Origin of the sequence: Bartonella sp. AA168HLJHH (genome assembly GCF_042197365.1) — a bacterium.
Lineage (GTDB): Bacteria > Pseudomonadota > Alphaproteobacteria > Rhizobiales > Rhizobiaceae > Bartonella.
Genome location: NZ_JBHIRS010000001.1, coordinates 26,147 through 49,959 on the forward strand (window position 1 = coordinate 26,147; position 23,813 = coordinate 49,959).

Genomic DNA, 23,813 nt, shown 5'->3' on the forward strand with positions numbered 1-23,813 from the left:
TAAATTTGAGTAGAGTTATTCTTTTTTTCAGGTGTTTTTTTCAAAATACGGCATAATGAGCTATTAAAACTAATCGCTGAAGAGGTATTTTATCCTAATATGACAAACCTTAAGCTGCTTATAAGGTTAGATATTAAAGAACTTTTGCGAAAACTAAAAGACTAAACTTAAATTGTTCTGTATTTTCTACTATCAGAACTATTTTTTTAATAAGAATGTAACTCCTATCTTCGCAACTGCTTTATTTCAAGTAATATAAAGCACACCATACCCAAATCACTTAGATAAACAGAAAAGTAAAATTTGCTCTACAAGTGCATTCCTCACTGCACTTTAAGTCATACTCATTCAGCTTTTTATAAAAATTATCTCGCTTTTCCCTCCTTATTAAAGAATATAATTATCTGAAACTATAAAATGTCGCTTATATCGAATAAGAACCATTTTTATGCTTATAAAATCAGTACCCCCTTATTTCTATAGCGTTTAATGTTGCATCTTCTCTTGTATGAGTACAGTCTCTTAAAAATATATGAAACCTTTTCTCAAATAATGAAAATTCATATATTGATCCATCTTGTGATAAACATCAATGTTTTTTAATTAAAAGAACAAGCACGCAAAAAAAGAGCGATAACATCTACTCAGTATTTATATACGTTAAAAGAAAAAATATTACATATTTGATATTCTCATTCACTATAGAAATGAGGTGGTTCTCTTATAAGATATTTAATATATTGACTTATCATTATAAGAGTTCGATTTTTTATACTGAATTACAACCACAAATAAAGTAAGATCCTCCCATCTTAAATCTCATATTGAATCAATTAAAATCATTTCCTTGAAAGTTACAAATGGGAGTGATGTGTGAGTAAAAACGATTAAAAAAGGAATAAAAATGCTTCTTATAAAGCCTCTCAAGTGCAAGGGATCGCAACATTGGGAGTTGTTAAGTAGTATGAGGGCTAAAATTTATACTTTGTATTAAGTATAAAGAGGATAGTGCACAATGGATTTATAACTCAAGGGAAGCATGTATACTATTTATGAGTGGCGTTTGAAATATAGTTAAGAGTATTGAGCAATCACTCTTTAAAAAACCTGTGAATGTACAACATTAAATGTATTCTGTTTGGGATGTTCTATTTTGTATAGAGGAGCAACATCATTAAAGCAATATTTTATAATTATTTAAATAGCACTCTTCCCCCTAACTTTCGCATGTTAGCCAATTACATGATCTATATACTTTATTTGCTTCTTTAACTGTTGTAAATTTTTGATGATCCAATTTCGTAGTTTTAGAACAGACGTATCTATCCTAAAACTCTTACATGTTTCAGCAAATGAGAATAATTATATATTCAGACTATCTTAAGCGAAAAGATATTTTCATACCAAATAAATATGCAGAGCTACTGCTATAAAAACTAATAAATCCACAATCTCTTTGTTGTTTATATATCAATAAATTAAATGCAAAGGAAAATTCTTCGTCGTTCTTAGGATATTTTTCGTTTCTGATCTTGATTTTTCATTCCAAATCGACAATATGAGCTTGGGAGGTTGGTGGTGGACGAACTACTCGCCAACTGGGTCAGGTCTGGAAAGAAGCAGCCCCAACGAGTTCTGGTACGGGTCATCGTTCCAACCTCCTATTTTGCTGAAAAAATTATTTTTTATGCTGTCTTTTAGCGAGGTATTTTTAATCTTCAGAGCAGCATTTGTATGCAGTAAATAAAGGGGTTTTGTTATTTTTAAACAAATTGTCCCATAAATAATTTGATTAAGAAAAAATCCTTTTATATGAGACTACAGTATTGATCTATGCTTTTGTATTATCAAAATGTACGCATAAAGAACTTCGAAGTTGGAAATACTCATGGAAAATTTACCGGTAGAAACAGCCTATCGTGTTCTTGCTCGTAAATATCGACCCCAAAACTTCTCTGACCTCATTGGTCAGGAAGCTATGGTGCGTACTCTCACCAACGCCTTTGAAAAAGGTCGTATTGCACAAGCGTGGATGTTAACAGGGATTCGTGGCGTAGGTAAAACCACAACAGCACGTATTTTGGCACGTGCACTTAATTATAAAACAAAAGATATTGACCAACCAACAACTGTATTGGACTCTCTTGGTGAACATTGCACACAAATTATCGAAGGACGCCATATTGATGTTATAGAAATGGATGCCGCTTCTCATACGGGCATTGATGATATTCGTGAAATTATTGAACAAATACGCTATCGTCCTGTTTCTGCACGCTATAAGGTTTATATTATCGATGAAGTACATATGCTCTCAACACAAGCCTTTAATGGTTTATTGAAAACTCTTGAAGAACCACCTTCCCATGTGAAATTTATTTTTGCCACAACAGAAATTCGCAAAGTTCCTATTACAATTCTTTCGCGTTGCCAACGTTTTGATTTACGACGTATTGACTCAAAAGCTTTGAGTGCACATTTGCGTCAAATTGCGAAATATGAAAAGGTAGAAGTAGAAGATCAAGCACTCTCTATGATTGCCCGTGCTGCAGAAGGATCTGCACGTGATGCATTATCCATTTTTGATCAAGCAATCGCCCATAGCAATGGCAATGTTAATGCTATTGCGGTGCGTACAATGTTAGGATTAGCGGATCAAGCACGTATTATTGATCTTTTTGAATTTATCATGAGGGGCGATGTTGTCAATGCGTTACATGAATTACGCCGTCAGTATGAAGCAGGTGCTGATCCTCTTACTATATTGACAGAACTAGCCGATTTTAATCATCTGGTCACACGTTTACGTTTTACACCAGAAATAGTGGAAGATTTTTCTCTGACTGAAGAACAACGTTTAAGAAGTTTAGACTTTTCAAAAAAACTTTCCGTTCCTGTTTTATCCCGAAACTGGCAAATGTTACTCAAAGGTTTACAGGAAGTTAATCAAACTGCACGTCCTCTTCAAGCCGCTGAAATGCTTTTAATTCGTCTTGCTCACACGGCTGACTTACCAACTCTTGATGAGGCTTTAAAAAAGCTTACGCAAGAAAAAACGCCTCACACACTGGTTAAAAACTCTTCTCATCAAGAATCTACAAATGCAAATAATATAACAAAAGAAACAATGGTCGGAGCCCATGCTTCCTCGAGCGTTTCAAATACATTAGCCGATCAATCAGATTTAAAAACATCTTTGAAAAACCAATTAGATCATTCCTTACAACCAGAAAATTTAGTTGAAAATCAAAACCATGACAAAATCAACGCCCAAGAAGTAACAGAAATTCCAGAAACTTCTCAATCTACTGATCTTTCTGAAAAGATTGCAAATTTATCGCATTCTGTCACGCAAAAAACAGAAAAGATTACTGAACCTAAAACTCTCGTGATTAATTCTTTGCACGATATTGTTCAATTAGCCGAACAGCATAATGACGTTCCTTTCAAACTCCTTGTTAAAGAATTTGTTCATCCTGTTTCTTTTGAAGCTGGGCATATTACCTTGAGACTTTCTGAAAATACCCCACAATTTCTTGCTCATGATATAGAAAAAAAGATATCTCAATGGACTGAAAAACGCTGGACAATAACTTTTGTTAATGAAGGAGGTGGCCCAACCTTACAGGAGGAAAGTATAGCGATTCAAAAGACTCTTTTTTCCAATGCAGAAACAGATCCTGATATCGCGAAAATCCTCAATCATTTCCCAGAAGCAAAAATTGTCGATATTCGACTTAATAAAGAAGAAAATGATCTTGATTTACTCCCCAATACCTTTAAAAATGCTGATATTTTTAAAAATAAAAATGATATCAATGATGAATAAGGATACCTATTCCTATGCGTGAAATGATGAGCATGATGAAAAAAGCCAAAGAAATGCAAGAAAAAATGCAGAAGATTCAAGAAGAAATAGCTAATCTGCAAGCTGTGGGCACTGCAGGGGGTGGTCTCGTCCATATCACTTTAAATGGCAAAAATATTATAACAGCAATTCAAATTGATCCTTCATTACTCAAACCTGAGGAAGCTGAAATTCTTGAAGATCTCATTATGGCAGCTTATAATGAAGCAAGAACAAAAATCGAAGTCGCAATAGAAGAAAAAACCAAAAGTATGACGGCAGGGCTACCACTCCCATCAGGTTTCAAGCTTCCATTTTAATGAAACGGATTTTTCCCGTGGGACAAAAATATGTCTAAATACATTGCAGGACCTGAGATTGAACGTCTCATTCAGATTTTATCACGGTTACCAGGTCTTGGTCCACGTTCAGCGCGTCGTGCTGCGCTTCATCTTATCAAAAAAAAAGAGACATTGCTAGAACCTTTAGGAGCAGCTATACAATTAGCTATAGAAAAAGTCGGCATTTGTTCTGTTTGTGGAAATGTCGATACCATTGATCCTTGTTCAATTTGTACAGATTTGCGCCGCGATGATACAACAATCATCGTTGTTGAGGATATTGCTGATCTGTGGGCTCTTGAACGCGCAAAAACTTTAGCCGCACGTTACCATGTGTTGGGTGGACGACTCTCCCCCTTAGATGGAATAGGTCCTGACGAACTCAACATTGCCACCTTAATACAGCGTGTTGTACAAAACCCTATTACGGAGATTATTCTTGCTGTAAATGCGACTGTCGAAGGTCAAACAACTGCTCACTATATCACTGATCAGCTTTCTAATTTTCCAGTTAAAATTACGCGACTTGCTCATGGTGTCCCTGTAGGAGGCGAGCTTGATTATCTTGATGACGGAACTTTAGCAGCAGCTGTACAAGCAAGAACAAATCTTTAAAAATTTCTTTCTCTTACTTGTTATCTCGTTTTATTTACTATCATTTCTTTTTATGGGGAAAATATCCAAGTGATAAAGAAAAAACTCTCACTTTTAAACGACTTTGGTCCTGGTATTCTAGTATGTTTACTCATATCAGCCTTAGCTTATGGCTTAGAAGTCGTAGAAAAACAGCTTTTTGGACAAGCATGGCTTGAAAGCCTTGTTTTGGCAATTCTTTTAGGATCGATTATCCGTAGTTGTTTTCCTTTGCCAACATATTTTCAAAAAGGTATCACCTTTTGTGCAAAAACACTTCTCGAAATTGCTATCGTTCTTCTAGGAGCAAGCATTAGCATTAACGCAGTCCTTTCAGCTGGCTGGAATTTGCTTGCTAGTATCATATTCGTGATATTCGTAACGATTATCCTGAGCTTTGCCATCGGCCGACTTTTCGGGCTTTCTACACATTTGGCAATGCTGGTCGCTTGTGGGAATGCTATTTGTGGCAATTCAGCTATTGTTGCCGTTGCACCTGTCATAAAAGCAAAACATGACGATGTAGCCGCGTCAATTGCCTTCACTGCTCTTTTAGGAATTCTTATTATTTTATTTTTACCCTTTTTACATCCATCTCTGAATTTGTCATTTAGCCAATATGGTGTGCTTGCTGGCATGGTTGTGTATGCTGTACCACAGGTTTTAGCAGCAACAGCATCTGTCTCTTTTCTAAGTGTTCAAATTGCAACAATTGTCAAATTAGTACGGGTTCTCATGTTAGGCCCTGTTATTTTTACTCTATCAATCATTTATCGCCGATCAGCACAAACACGCTTGCGTTTACATACCCTCGTCCCATGGTTTATCATTGGCTTTATTATCATGATGCTTGTTCGCTCAAGTGGTCTTATCCCTGAAAAGGCTATCAATCCCATCAAATTTATTGCCCAATTGTTTACTGTTATCTCAATGGCTGCACTAGGATTAGGTGTTGATATCCGATCACTAAAAAAAGCAGGATGGCGCGTCATTTTGGCTTCAACCTGCTCCATAATTATTCTCGGTATTTGTAGCCTTATCATGATACAATTGAATGATTTAAATCATATAACATTTTAAATGTACATTGATTATTATTTTTTCAACGTAGTATGCAATCAACCCAAAGTCCTCCTTATTATTAAAATCAGTTCTTTCATAAACCAGAAAAAATTCTAAAATACTGCTCATTATTCTATACAAAAAATTGAAAGAGCTGATATTTAAGTGAAAACTGTTAAATTTGCTTTTCAGTCCATAATGATTTGCAACGGGGTAGTATCGAAATACGTAACTCATGCAAAACAATGCCATTTCTTTCATCTGCTCTCATTACGCTGAGGTTTTTATATAAAGACGGATAAAATATATTCTTATTTGGAAAAAATGTGGGGTCATAACTTTTCCTCTTTTAAATTACTTTTACTTACTATGTAATACAAGTGGCATCATCGTACTATTTGATAGCTTAAAAGTTGTGACAATCCTTACATTTAAACGATTCGTGAAAGGAGTTTTTATTCTTTTCTTCAACAGTTTTGATTCATACGCTAACTCCGCTTGTAATATACAAGCTAATAACTTTAATTGTTTCACCATAAGTAGATTTAAAATAAGAGAATCTTACAATACTCAAGATACTCATTCAAAAAGTGATAAAAATAAGGATTAAATCAACATCTCGTTCTATCCCATAAAAAGATATTGTTGCTTATTGGCACTAGTAACTTTCTTACAAATGAAATATACGATAATGAAAAGATTAAAAATACAGCAGGACTTTTATTTATCGTTTTATTCAACTAAAATATTTTTATGCTTATCCTTGCTATAGATACTGCTTCAATTTATTGTGCTGTTGCGCTTATTCGTCATAAATCTGTTATTGCGCGTATCAATGAGCGCATGAACAAAGGACATGCTGAAAAACTTATTGGGCAGATTACACAAATAATGAAACAAGCCAATATGACGCTTGATCAAGTTGAGCGTATTGCTGTCAATATTGGACCTGGATCATTTACTGGTGTACGTGTCGGTGTTGCAACAGCGCGCGCTTTGGCATTAGCACTTGAAATACCTGCTGTTGGAGTGAGTGCTCTTGAAGCGTTAGCAGCACAAGTCATAAACAATAAAAGTACAGCATCGGCAATTACTGTTGTCATTGAAGCAGGGAGAGGGATGTTCTACCATCAAAATTTTCATAATGATCTCACACCTTTGGGAGAGCCGGGATTAAAAACAATTGAAAATATCCTCGAAGATTTGCCCAAAAAAACCCGACTGACTGGCCCAGCTGCTGATGTCGTTGTGGAGCATATTAAAAACCATAAAATATACGAAAAAATTGTCCTAGAAAAAATCCCCTGCGAAGCGGCCGATATTGTAAACTATGCTTATCTTGCTGCAAACAAACAATCAAAAAATTCACCTCGCCCACTCTATCTACGCAGCGCTGATGCAAAACAACAAACCAATTTTGCTTTACCACAAAAAAAATAATGCCCAAATTTTCATTGACAAAAAAGAATTTTGGAATTGCTCCGCTACAAGTTAATGATAGTGCTTCTCTTCATCAAATTCATCAGCATTGTTTTACCCCTTCTTGGGAAAAACAAGCTTTTGATAATTTCTTAACAGATCACTCTATCTTCGGATACAAAGCTTTTCTCATTGATCACTCTGATCAAATTTTAGGCTTTTGCCTATGCCGTCTCATCCTTGATGAAGCAGAAATCATCACAATTGCTGTTCATCCTCATTATCGTCAAAAAGGAATTGGTACCTTTCTTATCGATCGTACAGTTCACCATCTTCACGACAAGGGCGCCATAAAATTATTCTTGGAAGTAGAAGCCACAAATCTTTCTGCTTTGAACCTTTATCAACGCTTTGAATTTCAAAAAATTTCTGAACGTCTTGCCTACTACGCGTCAAAAAATGGTCGTGGTGATGCAATTATCATGCAAAAAACTTTTAAGCAAATAGATTGAGATTTGTGTAAAAAACATTTACACATGCGCTATGAATAAAGTAAATCCTAAAAATACGCCTCCTGTTGCTCCTAAAAAGGTTTTTATCAAAACCTATGGATGTCAAATGAACGTTTATGATAGCCAACGGATGACTGATAGCCTCAGTTCGCAAGGCTATGTGACAACACAAATTCCCAATGATGCCGATCTTATTCTTGTTAATACCTGTCATATTCGTGAAAAAGCAGCAGAAAAACTTTATTCTGATCTTGGTCGTTTGCGCGTTATGCGTCAAGAGCGCACACCTGATAAACCCCTGATGGTTGGTGTAACAGGTTGTGTTGCACAAGCTGAGGGAAGTGAAATCTTGCGCCGTGCTCCAACAGTGGATCTTGTTATTGGTCCGCAAATGTATCATCGCTTGCCAGAATTGTTAGAAAAAGCCAAACAAGGGAAAAAAATTATCGAAACAGACTATGCTGTTGAAGATAAATTTGCTCATTTGCCGCCCCATAATAAACATGCAGTAAGAAAACGAGGTGTTAGCGCATTTTTAACAGTACAGGAAGGTTGCGATAAATTTTGCACTTTTTGTGTTGTTCCTTACACACGCGGTGCTGAAATATCACGGTCTGTCGAGCAAATTACCGAGGAAGCCCTTCAACTCATCGAAGCGGGTGTCAAAGAAATTACGCTGCTTGGACAAAATGTCAATGGTTGGCATGGACAAAGTGCTGATGGCAAAACTTGGCGTCTTGGTGATCTTCTTTATCATCTCGCAAAACTCGATGGTTTAAAGCGTTTGCGTTACACAACCAGCCACCCACGTGATATGGATGATAGCCTTATTGCCGCGCATCGAGATCTTGATATGTTAATGCCTTACCTCCATCTTCCTGTTCAATCAGGTTCAGATCGCATCTTAAAAGCCATGAACAGACAACACAAAAGCTCTCATTATCTTCATCTTATCGAAAAAATTCGAACCGTACGGCCAGATATTGCCTTTTCAGGCGATTTTATTGTAGGGTTTCCAGGAGAAACAGATGAAGACTTTGAAGAAACCATTAAACTTATTCAACAAGTACAGTACAGTTCAGCTTATTCTTTTAAATATTCCCCCCGTCCTGGAACAGTGGGAGCCACAATGAAAAATCATGTTGATGAATCTGTAAAAGATGCCCGACTTCAACATTTACAAGCCCTTCTCCTTGAGCAACAAAATGCGTTTTTGCGTTCTAAAATTGATCAAAAAACGAACGTTCTCATCGAAAAACCTGGACGTCACTCAGGGCAAATGGTAGGGCGTTCCCCTTGGCTTTTACCTGTTGTTGTCGATACAGAAGCCTCTACAGGTAGCGTGATAGAAATTCATATTAAAAATGCAAGCTCAAACAGTTTTGTTGGTGAAGTGACAAATAGATAAACATGCCTCTAATACCTTGTTCAAAAATAAATATTTTGGAAAACTCTTTTATTTTAAAAGCAAATGATTACATCTAAAGCGTGCACTTTTTGTAAAAATTGTCTTTTATAAAGTTTACTTAACAAAATGTGCAATATTTATGTAGATATGGAGAATAGGCTGAAAGCTTCAACCGAAAAAATAAAGCGTATTAAAGAAAAAGTAAATACGTCCCTTGAAAAGGCTGATACCTTGAAACAAACAAGCGCTTCAGATGTGAGCCAAGTTGTTTTGATTTTCGAAAATAATAAATATGCAAAAGCAGTTTTTGGTAAATTTGACGAAAATCTCGCTTATATCGAAAAAAAACTCGAACTTAGTATTCATCCGCGTGGTAATGAAGTCTTAATCCGTGGAAATGTTTCTGTTATAAAACGTGCGCAATATGTATTGCAGCAGCTTTATGAACGTGCCAAAACACATCAAGAGCTCACTTTATCAGATATAAAAGGAGCGATTGCTATGGCAAATATACCAAAGAAGCAGAAAGAAGACACAATAACACACAAATCTGCAACGAAACGTATACCAGCTCGGTTGAGTACCCATAAAAAAATAATTCATGCAAGAACTCCAACACAAGACGCTTACATAAGTGCTATGGAGCATACTGAACTTGTGTTTGGTGTAGGACCAGCAGGAACAGGAAAAACATATCTTGCTGTTGCTCATGCTGCAATGCTTCTAGAACGTGGTATCATTGAGCGAATTATTCTCTCACGTCCGGCTGTTGAAGCTGGAGAACATCTTGGTTTTCTTCCCGGTGATCTCAAAGAAAAAGTCGACCCATATTTACGACCACTTTATGATGCTCTTTATGATATGATGCCCGCTGAAAAAATAGAACGCATTTTAGCCTCTGGTGTCATAGAAATTGCTCCTCTCGCCTTTATGCGCGGACGAACACTTGCCCATGCTGCTGTTATTCTTGATGAGGCACAAAATACTACGCCCATGCAAATGAAGATGTTCCTCACACGTCTTGGAGAAGGAACGCGTATGATCGTTACCGGTGACGTGAGCCAAATTGATTTGCCTACAGGGCAAAAATCAGGTCTCATTGAAGCAATTCGCATTCTTTCAAATGTAGAAAATATTGCAATTGTGCATTTTGATGAAAAAGATGTTGTACGCCACCCACTTGTTGCTGCTATCGTTCGTGCTTATGATCGTGATTCCGAAATACAAAATAAAAAAAAATCATTCGCATGCGATGCATTAAAAAATGAATTTGATTCATCATGATTATTATTGATATAATGATTAAAAGCGCAGGGTGGAATGATGAGAAAATGCTTTATAATATCACTGAAAAAGCATTAATGGCAACTATGCATCATGTTTCATTGGCAAATGTTGTAAGCGAGATTAGCCTGCTTTTTACGGATGATGAACATATGGCACAAATCAATGCACAATGGCGCAACAAAAACAAATCTACTAATGTATTATCCTTTCCTGCTTTTCCACTTAAAGCTGGAAATCGACCTGGTCCCATACTCGGTGATATTATTATTGCCCGAGAAACTGTTGTTTTCGAAGCAGAGAAAGAAGGAAAAACATTTCAAGACCATTTAACACATATGATTGTTCATGGTATCTTGCATCTGCTTGGTTATGACCATGAAACTGATGATGAAGCATATAAAATGGAAAAGCTCGAAAGAGAAATTCTTCAAAAGCTTTCCATAAAAGATCCTTACGCATAATTGTCTATCAATGATAAAATTTAACTTTTAAAATCAATATTACCAGCATACCATTTAAAGCCTCTTATTTATCTATTATAAAAAAGAAAGTCTAAAAGATTTCAAAACCATGGCAAACAAAATAAATGCACAAAATAATAGTCAAGCATCTTCTAATAATGAAAAAGACCCCTCTCAACAGACGAATCATACAGAGAAATATTCCCTGATGAATCATTTATTTTCATTCTTACGGGGTCGTAATTGTGCATCTACGTCACTGCGCGATGATCTTACCGTTGCACTCACGACTAACAATGAAAAAGATACCGCCCTCTTCTCACCTGAAGAACGTACTATGCTGCATAACATTTTACGCTTACGTGAAGCACGCGTGGATGATGTTATGATACCTCGTTCTGAAATCGAAGCATTAGAAATAAACACCTCTCTTGGAGAAACTCTTAAATGTTTTGCAAAAATTGGTCATTCTCGTATCCCCGTTTATGCTGAAACTTTAGATGATCCGCGCGGCATGATCCATATCCGCGATATTCTTAACTACATCACTCGCTTTATTATCAACCCAACAAAAACCGAACAAAAATCCGATTTGCTTCAATTAAACCATACAGACTTGCATACTCCAATTGGTGAATTGGATTTGATCCGAACAGTTCTCTTTGTTCCCAGTTCTATGCTTGCAAGCAAATTATTAACACGGATGCAAACTACACGAACTCAAATGGCTTTAGTTATTGATGAACATGGAGGAACAGATGGTCTCGTTTCAATGGAAGATATTGTTGAGTTAGTCGTTGGGGATATCGAAGATGAACATGATAATGTCGACAATGCTATCGTACGTGAACCAAATAATAAATGGCTCGTTGATGCAAGAACTGAACTAGAAGATGTGGAGAAAGCTCTTGGTCCTGATTTTATCGTAGGGGAATATGGTGATGAAGTTGATACTATTGGTGGTTTGATCGTCTCCATTCTTGATCGCATTCCTGCTAAAGGTGAAATTGTCGAAGCTGTACCTGGCTATAGATTTCGTATTTTAGAAGCTGATAAACGCCGGATTAAACGATTGCGCATTTTTCGCATTCCCAAAAATGAGAATCTTGAGAACAATGCCATCCCTAAAGAATAGTCCAGCATTTTTAAACAATTTCATCGTTTTTTTGTTCTCTGTTACAGGCTGGAAGCGCCAAGCATGGATATTTCTGTGTGGTGCTCTTACTTCTTTTGCACTTCCACCCTTTTATTTAACACCTCTTTGCTTTTTAACTTTCCCTCTCTTTATTGTTTTACTTGACTCAATACGGGCCACCAAAAACAATAAAAAACATTTTTTTACTTACGCTTTAAGCTGTGGAACCTTTGGTTTTAGTTATTTTATTTGCGGCCTTTGGTGGCTATGCAATGCTTTGTTAACAGATCCAGATTCTTTTGGTTGGGCAGTCCCATTAGCCATTTTATTCCCTCCACTCTACCTTTCTCTTTATTGGTTTTTTTCTGGTTTCATTGTCGGTTTATTATGGACAAAAGGAATAGCACGCTTTTTTGTTTTAGCCTTTGCATTAGGATTATCCGAGTGGTTGCGTGCGTTTTTATTCACAGGATTTCCATGGAATTCTCTTGGCTATACAGCCATGCCAACCCCAATGTTCATGCAATCTGATGCAATCGTAGGACTTTACGGAATGAATATTCTTGCTGTCTTAGCCTACAGTTTGCCAACTGTTTTATTAACGGATGAAAAAAAGAAAGTGGCACTTTCTCTTTGTTTATCACTTATATTCATTCACTGTGGTTTTGGGTTTTATCGTCTTCATACTATAGAAAACACAACTGAAGATCAAAAAAGTGCTTATTGGGTGCGCATTGTTCAACCGTCCATCCAACAAAATATAAAATTGCGTGATAATACACGAGAATCTATGTTGGAAGCGCATATGAAGCTAAGTGCAACGCCAACAACCGATCAAAATTCAGAACCCGATTTTATCGTATGGCCTGAAGCTTCCGTTCCTTACCTTCTCTATGATAACTCATCTATCACAATGCGCATTGCCTCTCTTTTAAAACCTAAACAATGGGCTATTGTTGGAGCAATACGCGCCAGCAATGATCTACCTCATTCCCAAACACAATATTTTAATACAATTGCAGTCATTAATGCTCAAGGTAATATTTTAAATACTTCCGATAAACTTCATTTGGTTCCTTTTGGTGAGTATCTTCCTTATCAGAATTTATTGAAAAAAATTGGATTGCGTACCCTTGCTGATAATATTGGTGGATATAGTGCTGCAAGTGTGCGCAAAATTGTTACAATGCCAAACGGATTTTCTTATCTACCCTTAATTTGTTATGAAGCAATATTTCCCCATGAAATGACTTTTAAAGGCTCCCCACCTCAAGCAATTATTAATATTACAAATGATGCATGGTTTGGTGTAACACCTGGACCCTATCAACATCTTCAACAAGCACAGCTTCGTGCCGTTGAACTGGGAATCCCCCTCATACGGGCCGCCAATAATGGCATATCAGCTGTTATTGATTCTTATGGACGAATCGTTGTAGCTCTTCGACAAAATGCTGTAGGCATTATTGATTCACAAGTTCCATCATCCATTACCCCTATAGGAAGCAATGAATACAGAACTTTCTCTACTTTTATCTTATTCATCCTTATGCTATTGTGTCGTATTGGTTTTGGTTTTACAAAACAGCTTAAATGATTCAAGTGCCCTTTGTACGGTATTGTGTTGTGTGTACCAGTGATATTGGGAAAAAATATTACATATTGTTTTAATTATATGATAAATCAACTGCGCATAAATATGATGTTGGTTTAGAAGAAAAATGCTGGAAATAAAGAGTTGCATTATGACCGAAACTAGAAAAAAACCTGACCCTATAGATATCTATGTTGGAACTCGTATCCGTTTACGTCGTAATATTTTAGGACTCACTCAAGAGAAACTAGGTGAAAAATTAGGAATTACTTTTCAGCAAATCCAAAAATATGAAAAAGGAACAAACCGTATTGGTGCCAGCCGTCTTCAAGCGATAGCGGAAATTATGGATGTTCCTGTTTCTTACTTTTTTGATAAAGGTATTACCTCCCAACAAGTAGAGGGGTTTGCTGAAAGTGAACACAATTTTATAGACTTTTGTTCTAGCAGCGAAGGGATTCAGCTCATGCGCGCTTTTACAAATATATCTGATGCTAAAGTGCGTCGAAAAATTATTGACTTGGCAAAAGCACTTTCTGAGGAAGATTTGACAAATAAGTTATAAATTAAAATTATATCTTTTCTCTTTTATTCATATACATTTGCATTGACTATTTGCTGTAGAATTAGCAAATGGTGACGACTTTAGTAAGCAATTGATTAAATCGTTGGTTTTCTTTTTTGAAGGAGTTCCTATGCCGCATCAAGATTATCTTTTTACGAGCGAATCGGTATCGGAAGGACATCCTGATAAAATTTGTGATCGTATTTCCGATGAAATCGTTGATATGATCTATAAAGAAGCTGAAAAGACTGGTACTGATCCATGGTTAGTACGCGTTGCCTGTGAAACTCTCGTCAGTGTCAACCGTGTTGTTATCGCTGGTGAAGTACGTGTTCCCGATACGCTATTAAAAAAAGATAAAAATAAAGAATTCATCTATGATGAAACTAGCTTTCCACTCATTAATCCTACACGTTTTCGTACAGCAGCGCGCCGTGCTATTCGTACCATTGGCTATGAACAAGCAGGCTTCCATTGGAAAACTGTTAAAATTGATGTTCTTTTGCGCCCACAATCAGCTGATATAGCAAGAGGGGTTGATAATGCTACGGATCGGCATGGTGAAGAAGGAGCGGGTGATCAAGGTATCATGTTTGGATATGCTTGCCGTGAAACACCTGATCTCATGCCTGCGCCAATTTATTATGCGCATAAAATTCTCAAACTTCTTGCCGCAGCTCGTCATAAAGGAGAGGGAGAAACTGGAAAATTAGGACCAGATGCTAAAAGCCAAATAACCATACGTTATAAAAATGGAAAACCGATAGAGGTCACATCCATTGTTCTTTCAACGCAGCACCTTGATGAAAGCTGGGATTCCAATAAAGTACGTACAGTGGTTGAACCTTACATTCGCCAAGCTTTACATGACATTCCCATTGCAGCTCAATGTAGTTGGTATATTAACCCAACAGGAAAATTTGTCATTGGAGGCCCTCAAAGCGATGCCGGATTAACGGGACGCAAAATTATTGTGGATACTTACGGAGGTGCAGCACCCCATGGAGGCGGTGCTTTTTCAGGAAAAGATACAACAAAAGTTGATCGTTCTGCTGCCTATGCGGCACGCTATCTGGCTAAGAATATTGTTGCTGCTCATTTAGCAGAGAGATGCACCATTCAACTCTCCTATGCAATTGGTATTGCACAACCTTTATCTATTTATCTTAATCTTCATGGAACAGGAAAAGTCGATGAAAAGGTTATTGAAGAAGCCATCCGCAAAATAATGGACCTTTCACCTACCGGCATTCGAAAACATCTTGACCTCAATAAACCTATTTATGCGAAAACAGCTGCCTATGGTCACTTTGGTCGTAAACCAAAACACGATGGTTCGTTTTCATGGGAAAAAACTGATCTCGTGAAAACGCTTCAAACAATGATCCAAATCCCATGATTAAACATAATATACGTAAGAGTGAAGCATTTTTTGGACGCCGACAAGGAAAACAACTTCGAGACAGTCAGCTTACACGTATACAAATGCTTCTCCCCAGTTTGAATATTGATTTAAATGTCCCTCCTCCCTTAAACCTTACATCCTTATTTTCAAGCAAAGTAAGAGAAATTCGACTTGAAATCGGTTTTGGTGGAGGTGAACATTTACTTCATGAAATGGAATATTTTCCAAAAACCGGTTTTATCGGCGTCGAGCCCTTTATCAATGGCATGGCAAAAATATTATCGTCTCTTGAACAGCATCAAAACCATCAAAATCGTCTTCGCCTCTATAATGATGATGCTACACGCCTTCTTGATTGGCTCCCTGATAACTCGCTTGATGGAATAGACCTCTTCTATCCTGATCCTTGGCCGAAAAAGAAACACTGGAAACGACGCTTCATCAACATAAAAAATCTTAACCGTTTTGCTCGTGTTCTTAAAATAGGGAAATTTTTGCGCTTTGCTAGCGATATAGACAGTTATGTAAACTGGACTTTGTACCATTGTGCACAACATGATCACTTTGAATGGAAAGCAGAAAGCCCTCAAGACTGGAAACTCCCTTATCCACTATGGAGCGGAACCCGCTATGAAGCAAAAGCTTTACGCGAAGGACGAACGCCTGCCTATCTTACCTTTATCAAGAAATAAATGATCAAGCGCTTTTCTCATAAACAACTTGAAAAATTTTGAATTTAAGAGTATCAATAGTTAAATTCTTGGTCTTATGATGAAGAGTGGGCCGTTGGACCCGCTCTTTTTTAATATCATAAAACTGATGAAACCAACTTGGATAAAATGTATGAACGAAGCTGAAAAAATAAGCAATCTTGACGAACCGCGCCTATTTGAAGAAGATGGTATCGAAGCACAGGTTGCTGCTCTTGTCATACCACTACTTAAACCTTTAGGTTTTCGTTTGGTTCGTGTGAAACTTCTTGGTCAAAATGGTTTAACACTTCAAATTATGGTTGAACGTGCCGATGGTTCTATGACCATAGAAGATTGTGAAACTGTTAGTCGAACAGTTTCTCCCCTCCTTGATGTACAAAATGTTATTGAACGCAAATATCATTTAGAAATCTCATCACCTGGAATTGATCGTCCATTGGTAAGAAAATCTGATTTTTTTCATTGGCAAGGGCATCTTGCAAAAATTGAAACCAAAATAACAATTGATGGGCGCCGAAAATTTCGTGGGACACTTACAAATATCACGCAAGATGGATTTATTTTAAACACTGATAAAGCTGCTTATGGAGAAGCCATGTATACCCCTATTTCCTTTTGTGATATCATAAATGCGCATTTAGTGCTTACCGATGAGCTTATTCGCGATGCATTGAAACAAAATAAAGATTTAAGTCAACAATTCATTGCCGAAGAGAACGCTAACGACTCTATACAGACGCTCAATTTCAAAAAATAATATCACTGGGAAATACCCATCGTGTGGCACAAAGAAGGAGAAAATTGATGGCTACAAGCGCTAACAGGCTTGAGATTCTGCAAATTGCAGATGCTGTTGCACGTGAAAAGTCAATCGACCGTGAAATTGTCATTTCTGCGATGGCTGATGCTATTCAAAAAGCAGCACGTTCTCGTTATGGTCAAGAAACCAATATTCGTGCTGAAATCAATTCTAAAACAGGTGAAATTAAATTACAGCGCCTGCTTAAAATCGTTGATGTCGTTGAAGACTATACAACGGAAATTACTTTGTCTGATGCTCTCAAACGTCAAGCAGAAGCAAAAATTGGTGATTTTTTTGCTGATCTTTTACCTCCTATGGATTTTGGACGTATCGCAGCACAATCTGCTAAACAGGTTATTGTACAAAAAGTACGCGATGCAGAGCGCGATCAGCAATATGAAGAATTCAAAAATAAAGTTGGTGAAATTATTTCTGGTACAGTTAAGCGTGTGGAATATGGTAACGTCATCGTTGATCTAGGACGCGGTGAAGCTATTGTTCGCCGTGATGAATTAATTCCTCGTGAATCATTCCGCTATGGAGATCGCATTCGTGCTTTTGTCAATGATGTACACCGTGAAACGCGTGGTCCGCAAATTTTCCTTTCACGCACACATCCCCAATTTATGGTAAAACTTTTCACTATGGAAGTACCAGAAATTTATGATGGTATTATAGAAATCAAATCTGTTGCTCGTGATCCAGGTTCACGGGCTAAAATCGCCGTTGTTTCACGTGATGGTTCCATTGATCCTGTTGGAGCATGCGTTGGAATGCGAGGAAGTCGTGTACAAGCTGTTGTTGCTGAATTACAAGGCGAAAAAATTGATATTATTCCTTGGTCGCCTGATGCGGCAACATTTGTCGTTAATGCACTGCAACCTGCTGAAGTTTCTAAAATCATCCTTGATGAAGATGCTGAACGGATTGAAGTTATTGTGCCAGATGATCAACTTAGCCTTGCTATTGGACGACGTGGGCAAAATGTTCGCTTGGCTTCGCAACTAACAGGATGGAACATTGATATTTTAACGGAAAAGGAAGAATCTGAAAATCGTCAAAAAGAATTTACTGAACGGAGTAAATTGTTTATGGAAGCCTTAGAGGTTGACGAAATGATCGGACAGGTTATGGCATCAGAGGGTTTTTCTTCTATTGAAGAAATCGCCTATATTGATCTTGAAGAAATCGCTTCTATTGATGGTTTTGACCATGATACCGCCGCTGAAATCCAAAGTCGTGCCCGCGAATATCTTGATCATCAAGAAAAAGAACTTGATGAAAAACGCAAAAAGCTTGGAGTTTCTGACGAATTGCGAACACTTCCTGGAATGACAAGTGCTATGTTGGTTGCTGTAGGTGAAGATGGTGTAAAAACAATAGAAGACTTTGCTGGCTATGCCGTTGATGATTTAGCTGGTTGGAGAGAACGTAAAGAAGGTCAAACACAGAATTTTTCTGGTATTTTAACCCCTTTTGACATTACACGCGCAGATGCAGAAGCTATGGTTTTAGCCGCACGTGTACAAGCAGGCTGGATAGACCAAGCTGATCTTGTTACAGAAAGTCCTGTAGAAGATGAAAATTCTGCAGAAAATGAAAAAACAGATGATTTGGATGTGGATACACTTTAAATGAACGAACGGACTTGCATTGTGACCCGAAAAAATGCTTCAGCACAAACGCTGATCCGTTTTGTTATTGGTCCCAATAACCAAATTGTTCCTGATCTTAAAGCGAATTTACCAGGGCGTGGCGTTTGGATTTCTGCCCATCACGCTGTTATTGAGAAAGCAATCAAACAGAAAGCTTTTCATAGAAATTTTAAAACAGATGTTGAGGTTGCACCAAATCTTGTGCATATTGTTGATACGCTTTTACTAAAAGCCGCTCTTTCAAGCCTTTCCATGGCACGAAAAGCGGGAGCAATTGTTATGGGAGCAACAAAGGTTGACGCTGCTATCCGCTCTGGTAAAGTTATTCTTGTACTTCATGCTAAAGAAGCAACAGAAGATGGGAAACGAAAAATTGCACAGGCCATCCATTCAATACAACAACAAACAAATCGGACTATAAAAACCATATCTTTATTTACAAGTGATGAAATGCGAGTGGCTTTTGGCTCTAATCCTGTAATGCACGCGGCCTTACTGGACACAAAAGCTGCTGAAGGATTTCTCAAAACAACATGTAAATTGATCAGCTATCGTGACGACAAGCATAGTAAGTCTAGTGAGATGACGGCACAAGCCGTGAAGGAAGTACAATGAGTGAAAATAACAACGACAAAACAACCGTCAAGAAGACACTAACTCTCAAGAGGTCTGTCTTGGAAACGAGCACGGTTAAACAAAATTTTAGTCATGGCCGTACGAAGGCTGTCGTTGTCGAAACCAAACGGCGTAAAATTACGCGACCTGATGAAAAAGCTGAAACCCTACAGCCCATTACAAAGCCGCATGTGGCCCCCCAGCGTTCTAAACCGCGTTTTGAGGGGAAAAAGCCTCAAGAATCTGTGACCAAAAGCAATCTTTCATCAACTGAAATGGAAGCGAGACTTCGCGCGTTAGAAGAAGCACATATCCAAGAAAAAATAACGCGAGAACAAGCCGAAGAAGAAGCAAGACGCGCTAAAGAGCGTGAAGAAATTTTACAGCAAGAAATTAAAGAAAAAGAAATACATCTCCAACAAGAAGAAGAAATATTGCCAGTACAGACTCCACCTGTTCCCCCTCTCATTGAACAGACAGATATTCCTATTGCGCCTAAACACACAACCGTGGTTGAAAAACGCAAAATAGATGACAATAAAGAGGAAGAACGGCATAGTCGACGTGCTAATCCTGCTAAGTCAGAAATACGTGTACCAAAAGTTGTCAAAGGAGCTGATGAGAGGAGACGCGGAAAGCTAACTCTGAATAGTGCACTGGATGAAGAAGGAAGCGCACGTGGGCGCTCAATGGCTGCAATGCGGCGTAGACAGGAAAAGTTTAAGCGTGCACAAAATCAAGAACCAAGAGAAAAAATTTCTCGCGAAGTTGTTCTTCCTGAAACGATTACCATTCAAGAGCTCGCACAACGTATGACTGAGCGTTCTGTTGATGTGATTAAATTCTTGATGAAACAAGGACAAATGATGAAACCTGGCGATGTTATTGATGCAGATGTTGCCGAACTCATCGCTGTTGAATTTGGCCATACTGTTAAACGTGTTTTAGAATCTGACGTAGAAGAAGGTATCTTTAATATAACAGATAATCCTCAAAACATGCAGCAGCGCGCCCCTGTTGTAACCATTATGGGCCATGTTGACCACGGAAAAACTTCGCTTTTGGATGCTATTCGTAAAGCAAATGTTGTTTCTGGCGAAGCAGGAGGTATTACGCAGCATATTGGTGCCTATCAAGTAGAACAAAATGGTCAAAAAATTACCTTTATTGATACACCAGGTCATGCTGCATTTACCGCTATGCGTGCACGCGGAGCTCGTGTTACTGATATTGCTGTTCTCGTTGTAGCCGCTGATGATAGTGTTATGCCTCAAACGATTGAATCAATCAATCATGCGAAAGCTGCTGGTGTACCTATCATTGTTGCTATCAACAAAATTGATAAACCAGCTGCGAATGCACAAAAAGTGCGTACAGAACTTCTACAACATGAAGTGTTTGTTGAAACTATGGGCGGAGAAACTTTGGACGTTGAAGTTTCTGCTAAAACTGGTCAAAATCTTGATAAACTTCTCGAAGCTATCCTTCTTCAAGCTGAAATGCTTGATCTGAAAGCAGATCCTCAACGAACTGCAGAGGGCGTTATCATTGAAGCCAAATTGGATCGCGGACGTGGGTCTGTTGCAACAGTTCTTGTTCAAAAAGGTACATTACACCCTTCTGATATTATAGTTGCTGGAAATGAATGGGGTCGTGTACGTGCTTTGATTGACGACCATGGCCGCCATGTCAAAGAGGCCGTTCCCTCTACACCAATTGAAATTTTAGGCATGCAAGGAACACCACAAGCCGGAGATCGTTTTGCTGTTGTCACACATGAAGCAAAAGCACGTGAAATTTCTGAATATCGGCAACGATTAGCACGTGATAAAGCTGTTGCGCGGCAAACTGGTTCGCGTGGTTCTCTTGAACAGATGATGACAAAATTGCAAACGACTGGTGTTAAGGAATTTTCTCTTATTATAAAAGGAGATGTGCAAGGATCAATTGAAGCAATCGCTTCAGCATTGGAAAAACTCGGAAATGACGAGGTTCGTGCGCGTATTGTACATTCTGGTGCTGGAGGAATTACCGAAAGTGATATTTCTCTTGCAGAAGCTTCTAACTCTGCTGTAATTGGCTTTAATGTTCGAGCTAATAAGCAGGCACGTGATTTTGCTAAAACACAAGGAATTGAAATTCGTTATTACAACATCATTTATGATCTTGTTGACGATATCAAGGCTGCTATGTCTGGATTACTCTCACCAGAACAGCGTGAAACTTTCCTTGGTAATGCTGAAATTCTAGAAGTCTTTAACATTACAAAAATTGGAAAAGTTGCAGGATGTCGTGTTACAGAAGGTAAAATAGAACGAGGAGCCGGTGTTCGCCTTATCCGCGATAATATCGTTATTCACGAAGGAAAGCTGAAAACACTCAAACGCTTTAAGGATGAAGTCAATGAAGTGCAAAGTGGTCAAGAATGTGGGATAGCCTTTGAAAATTATGAAGACATGCGTGCAGGAGACATCATTGAAACCTTCCGTATCGAACATATTAATCGCACATTATAAAATAATCCAATAACTTTACTCTGTTGTGAAATGAGAAAAGTTATTAGGTTTTATACACAATATCTCTTTTTCCTTATCTAAATGGTCAAAAAAGAGATCTTGTAGCAAGGATAAAACTTTGATGAAAAATGCAGGGACATCACAACGGCAACTTAGAGTAGCAGAGCAAGTACGTCATGCAATAGCGCATATATTACAGCGTGATATTTTGCTTGATGATATCTTAAAAGATATTGTTATTTCTGTCTCTGAAGTACGCATGTCACCAGATTTAAAAATTGCTACTTGCTTTGTATCACCTCTCAGCACTCTTAAAAATGCTTCTCATACCGATGTTGTTGATACCCTCAATAAACATAGTCGTTTTCTCCGTGGAGAAATCAGTCATGCGTTGCGACAAATGAAATATATGCCAGAACTGCGTTTCCGACTTGATAATAGTTTTGATAATTTTTCAAAAATTGATGCCCTCCTTCGCTCGCCTGAGGTTGCACGCGATCTTCACCATAGTGATACAGATGAGGATTAAAGATATGGCGCGGCAACACAAAAAAAAGGGGCGTCCTGTTTCTGGCTGGGTCATATTTGATAAACCAAAAGGAATGAAATCAACAGAAGCTGTCTCACAAATCAAATGGCTCTTTCATGCACAAAAGGCAGGACATGCGGGTACACTTGACCCTCTTGCTTCTGGTCTCCTTCCCATTGCATTGGGCGAAGCAACCAAAACCGTCCCTTACGTGATGCAAGGCAAAAAAACTTACCGTTTTCATATTGCTTGGGGGCAAGAGCGCTCAACAGATGATTTAGAAGGAGAAATAACGAAAACTTCTCTCATACGTCCAACACAAGAAGAAATACTTGCTCTTCTTCCTCAATATACGGGTATTATTTTGCAAACACCTCCACAATTTTCAGCAATCAAAATTGCTGGAAATCGTGCCTATGATTTAGCGCGTGAAGGGGAAGTTGTTGAAATTCCGCCCCGTGAAGTGGAAATAGAAACTTTCAAGTTATTAGAAATGCCTACTAAAGAGCATTCTGTCTTTGAAATAACCTGCGGAAAAGGAACTTATGTGCGCTCTTTAGCACGCGATATGGGACGTGATCTCGGTTGCTATGGGCATATTGCTGATTTAAGACGTATTGCCGTCACACCTTTTGATGAAAAAGATCTCATTACATGGGAGGAACTAAAAGCGGCCATTCCGCCAAATAAAAACACTACAGATGAGAATAATCGTTCTTTTGAAAAAAACTTCTCAACACTCGATGGGCTCTTAATTGACACAAGCGCCGCATTGGATTGCCTCCCTCACTATATCCTTAATGAAACTCAAGCACAGAGAATTATAAGAGGCCATTCTATCCTCTTGAATCATCACAAAGCAGCTCTTGATGAAGAGGAAATTTGTGTCCTCTATAAGGAACAACTTCTTGCTATTGGCACTCTCGACAAAGGTCTATTTAAACCAAAGCGGATTTTCACAATTTAATCGATTCTTTTCCCAACCACCTTTTGCGGAAAGATATTTTTCTCTATCAATTAAGAAAAATATGGTGCTTTTCATTGTCTATATTTACCGTATTCATATCAAAATTTAAGTCAGTGCTATAAGCTAACACCACCACACACTTTTTCCTCTTAATGTCGCAACAATCCTTGCATTTAAAGGATTCATAAAAGGCTTTTTATTTCTTTTTCAATCGTTTTTTACTCATACTTTAGTCCTCGTTTATAATGTACAAGCAAAGATATGGACTGATTTACTCTAAATAGATTTGAAACGAGAAAAGCTTAAGATTTTCAGAATCTATCACTCAACATGAAAAATGAAAAATA

General features: G+C 37.9%; 20 protein-coding genes and 1 other RNA gene. All 21 read left to right on the forward strand.

Features of this window, described 5'->3' with window-relative positions; all coding sequences use genetic code 11:
* Positions 1–1,567 precede the first annotated feature (1,567 nt).
* Positions 1,568–1,665, forward strand: an RNA gene (ffs, locus tag ACFINM_RS00115) — signal recognition particle sRNA small type.
* Positions 1,666–1,888: 223 nt separating this feature from the next.
* Positions 1,889–3,829, forward strand: coding sequence for a DNA polymerase III subunit gamma/tau (locus ACFINM_RS00120; protein ID WP_375639468.1), 1,941 nt, complete (start codon positions 1,889–1,891; stop codon positions 3,827–3,829).
* A gap of 14 nt (positions 3,830–3,843) precedes the next feature.
* Positions 3,844–4,167 (forward strand): YbaB/EbfC family nucleoid-associated protein, encoded by a 324-nt coding sequence (locus ACFINM_RS00125; RefSeq protein WP_375621202.1) that lies wholly within the window; start codon positions 3,844–3,846, stop codon positions 4,165–4,167.
* Positions 4,168–4,197: 30 nt separating this feature from the next.
* A complete protein-coding gene (gene recR, locus ACFINM_RS00130; RefSeq protein WP_375639473.1) occupies positions 4,198–4,803 on the forward strand; it encodes a recombination mediator RecR in 606 nt (201 codons plus the stop codon).
* Positions 4,804–4,872: 69 nt separating this feature from the next.
* Positions 4,873–5,901: a YeiH family protein gene (locus tag ACFINM_RS00135; protein ID WP_375621200.1), complete on the forward strand. Its 1,029-nt coding sequence runs from the start codon at positions 4,873–4,875 to the stop codon at positions 5,899–5,901.
* A 735-nt stretch (positions 5,902–6,636) separates the two neighbouring features.
* A complete protein-coding gene (gene tsaB, locus ACFINM_RS00140; RefSeq protein ID WP_375621199.1) occupies positions 6,637–7,323 on the forward strand; it encodes a tRNA (adenosine(37)-N6)-threonylcarbamoyltransferase complex dimerization subunit type 1 TsaB in 687 nt (228 codons plus the stop codon).
* Positions 7,323–7,814 carry a ribosomal protein S18-alanine N-acetyltransferase gene (rimI, locus tag ACFINM_RS00145; RefSeq protein ID WP_375611805.1) on the forward strand — a complete coding sequence of 164 codons (492 nt, stop codon included), beginning with the start codon at positions 7,323–7,325 and terminating at the stop codon, positions 7,812–7,814. Before tsaB ends, rimI begins: the two co-directional genes overlap by 1 nt.
* A gap of 31 nt (positions 7,815–7,845) precedes the next feature.
* A complete protein-coding gene (gene miaB, locus ACFINM_RS00150) occupies positions 7,846–9,222 on the forward strand; it encodes a tRNA (N6-isopentenyl adenosine(37)-C2)-methylthiotransferase MiaB (protein WP_375621198.1) in 1,377 nt (458 codons plus the stop codon).
* 159 nt (positions 9,223–9,381) lie between these two features.
* On the forward strand, positions 9,382–10,506 hold the full coding sequence (locus ACFINM_RS00155; protein ID WP_375639981.1) for a PhoH family protein: 1,125 nt from the start codon (positions 9,382–9,384) through the stop codon (positions 10,504–10,506).
* Positions 10,503–10,970, forward strand: coding sequence for an rRNA maturation RNase YbeY (ybeY, locus tag ACFINM_RS00160; protein WP_375611807.1), 468 nt, complete (start codon positions 10,503–10,505; stop codon positions 10,968–10,970). Before ACFINM_RS00155 ends, ybeY begins: the two co-directional genes overlap by 4 nt.
* Positions 10,971–11,079: 109 nt before the next feature.
* The gene (locus tag ACFINM_RS00165; protein ID WP_375613314.1) at positions 11,080–12,105 is read left to right on the forward strand and encodes a hemolysin family protein; all 1,026 of its coding nucleotides are present in this window, start codon (positions 11,080–11,082) and stop codon (positions 12,103–12,105) included.
* Entirely contained in the window at positions 12,068–13,702 is a 1,635-nt protein-coding gene (lnt, locus tag ACFINM_RS00170) for an apolipoprotein N-acyltransferase (RefSeq protein WP_375639477.1), read from the forward strand. The genes ACFINM_RS00165 and lnt overlap by 38 nt, the downstream gene beginning before the upstream one ends.
* Positions 13,703–13,850: 148 nt before the next feature.
* On the forward strand, positions 13,851–14,264 hold the full coding sequence (locus tag ACFINM_RS00175; RefSeq protein ID WP_375611810.1) for a helix-turn-helix domain-containing protein: 414 nt from the start codon (positions 13,851–13,853) through the stop codon (positions 14,262–14,264).
* A gap of 130 nt (positions 14,265–14,394) precedes the next feature.
* Positions 14,395–15,663: a methionine adenosyltransferase gene (metK, locus tag ACFINM_RS00180; protein ID WP_375613312.1), complete on the forward strand. Its 1,269-nt coding sequence runs from the start codon at positions 14,395–14,397 to the stop codon at positions 15,661–15,663.
* On the forward strand, positions 15,660–16,361 hold the full coding sequence (locus ACFINM_RS00185) for a tRNA (guanine(46)-N(7))-methyltransferase TrmB (RefSeq protein WP_375611812.1): 702 nt from the start codon (positions 15,660–15,662) through the stop codon (positions 16,359–16,361). The genes metK and ACFINM_RS00185 overlap by 4 nt, the downstream gene beginning before the upstream one ends.
* A gap of 127 nt (positions 16,362–16,488) precedes the next feature.
* Positions 16,489–17,139, forward strand: coding sequence for a ribosome maturation factor RimP (gene rimP / locus ACFINM_RS00190; RefSeq protein WP_375611870.1), 651 nt, complete (start codon positions 16,489–16,491; stop codon positions 17,137–17,139).
* Between the two features lie 47 nt (positions 17,140–17,186).
* A complete protein-coding gene (nusA, locus tag ACFINM_RS00195; RefSeq protein ID WP_375639482.1) occupies positions 17,187–18,818 on the forward strand; it encodes a transcription termination factor NusA in 1,632 nt (543 codons plus the stop codon).
* On the forward strand, positions 18,819–19,454 hold the full coding sequence (locus ACFINM_RS00200) for an RNA-binding protein (RefSeq protein ID WP_375630008.1): 636 nt from the start codon (positions 18,819–18,821) through the stop codon (positions 19,452–19,454).
* Positions 19,451–21,970, forward strand: a complete 2,520-nt coding sequence (gene infB, locus ACFINM_RS00205; RefSeq protein WP_375639486.1) for a translation initiation factor IF-2 — start codon at positions 19,451–19,453, stop codon at positions 21,968–21,970. The genes ACFINM_RS00200 and infB overlap by 4 nt, the downstream gene beginning before the upstream one ends.
* Positions 21,971–22,091: 121 nt before the next feature.
* The gene (gene rbfA, locus ACFINM_RS00210; RefSeq protein WP_375639986.1) at positions 22,092–22,499 is read left to right on the forward strand and encodes a 30S ribosome-binding factor RbfA; all 408 of its coding nucleotides are present in this window, start codon (positions 22,092–22,094) and stop codon (positions 22,497–22,499) included.
* Between the two features lie 4 nt (positions 22,500–22,503).
* Positions 22,504–23,466: a tRNA pseudouridine(55) synthase TruB gene (gene truB, locus ACFINM_RS00215; protein ID WP_375639490.1), complete on the forward strand. Its 963-nt coding sequence runs from the start codon at positions 22,504–22,506 to the stop codon at positions 23,464–23,466.
* The last annotated feature ends 347 nt before the right edge of the window (positions 23,467–23,813 follow it).

Coding starts and splice junctions, on each gene's coding strand:
- ACFINM_RS00120 (WP_375639468.1), top strand. CDS start 1,889: ATGGAAAATTTACCGGTAGAAACAGCCTATCGTGTTCTTGCTCGTAAA.
- ACFINM_RS00125 (WP_375621202.1), top strand. CDS start 3,844: ATGCGTGAAATGATGAGCATGATGAAAAAAGCCAAAGAAATGCAAGAA.
- recR (WP_375639473.1), top strand. CDS start 4,198: ATGTCTAAATACATTGCAGGACCTGAGATTGAACGTCTCATTCAGATT.
- tsaB (WP_375621199.1), top strand. CDS start 6,637: ATGCTTATCCTTGCTATAGATACTGCTTCAATTTATTGTGCTGTTGCG.
- rimI (WP_375611805.1), top strand. CDS start 7,323: ATGCCCAAATTTTCATTGACAAAAAAGAATTTTGGAATTGCTCCGCTA.
- miaB (WP_375621198.1), top strand. CDS start 7,846: ATGAATAAAGTAAATCCTAAAAATACGCCTCCTGTTGCTCCTAAAAAG.
- ybeY (WP_375611807.1), top strand. CDS start 10,503: ATGATTATTATTGATATAATGATTAAAAGCGCAGGGTGGAATGATGAG.
- ACFINM_RS00165 (WP_375613314.1), top strand. CDS start 11,080: ATGGCAAACAAAATAAATGCACAAAATAATAGTCAAGCATCTTCTAAT.
- lnt (WP_375639477.1), top strand. CDS start 12,068: ATGAGAATCTTGAGAACAATGCCATCCCTAAAGAATAGTCCAGCATTT.
- ACFINM_RS00175 (WP_375611810.1), top strand. CDS start 13,851: ATGACCGAAACTAGAAAAAAACCTGACCCTATAGATATCTATGTTGGA.
- metK (WP_375613312.1), top strand. CDS start 14,395: ATGCCGCATCAAGATTATCTTTTTACGAGCGAATCGGTATCGGAAGGA.
- ACFINM_RS00185 (WP_375611812.1), top strand. CDS start 15,660: ATGATTAAACATAATATACGTAAGAGTGAAGCATTTTTTGGACGCCGA.
- rimP (WP_375611870.1), top strand. CDS start 16,489: ATGAAACCAACTTGGATAAAATGTATGAACGAAGCTGAAAAAATAAGC.
- nusA (WP_375639482.1), top strand. CDS start 17,187: ATGGCTACAAGCGCTAACAGGCTTGAGATTCTGCAAATTGCAGATGCT.
- ACFINM_RS00200 (WP_375630008.1), top strand. CDS start 18,819: ATGAACGAACGGACTTGCATTGTGACCCGAAAAAATGCTTCAGCACAA.
- infB (WP_375639486.1), top strand. CDS start 19,451: ATGAGTGAAAATAACAACGACAAAACAACCGTCAAGAAGACACTAACT.
- rbfA (WP_375639986.1), top strand. CDS start 22,092: ATGAAAAATGCAGGGACATCACAACGGCAACTTAGAGTAGCAGAGCAA.
- truB (WP_375639490.1), top strand. CDS start 22,504: ATGGCGCGGCAACACAAAAAAAAGGGGCGTCCTGTTTCTGGCTGGGTC.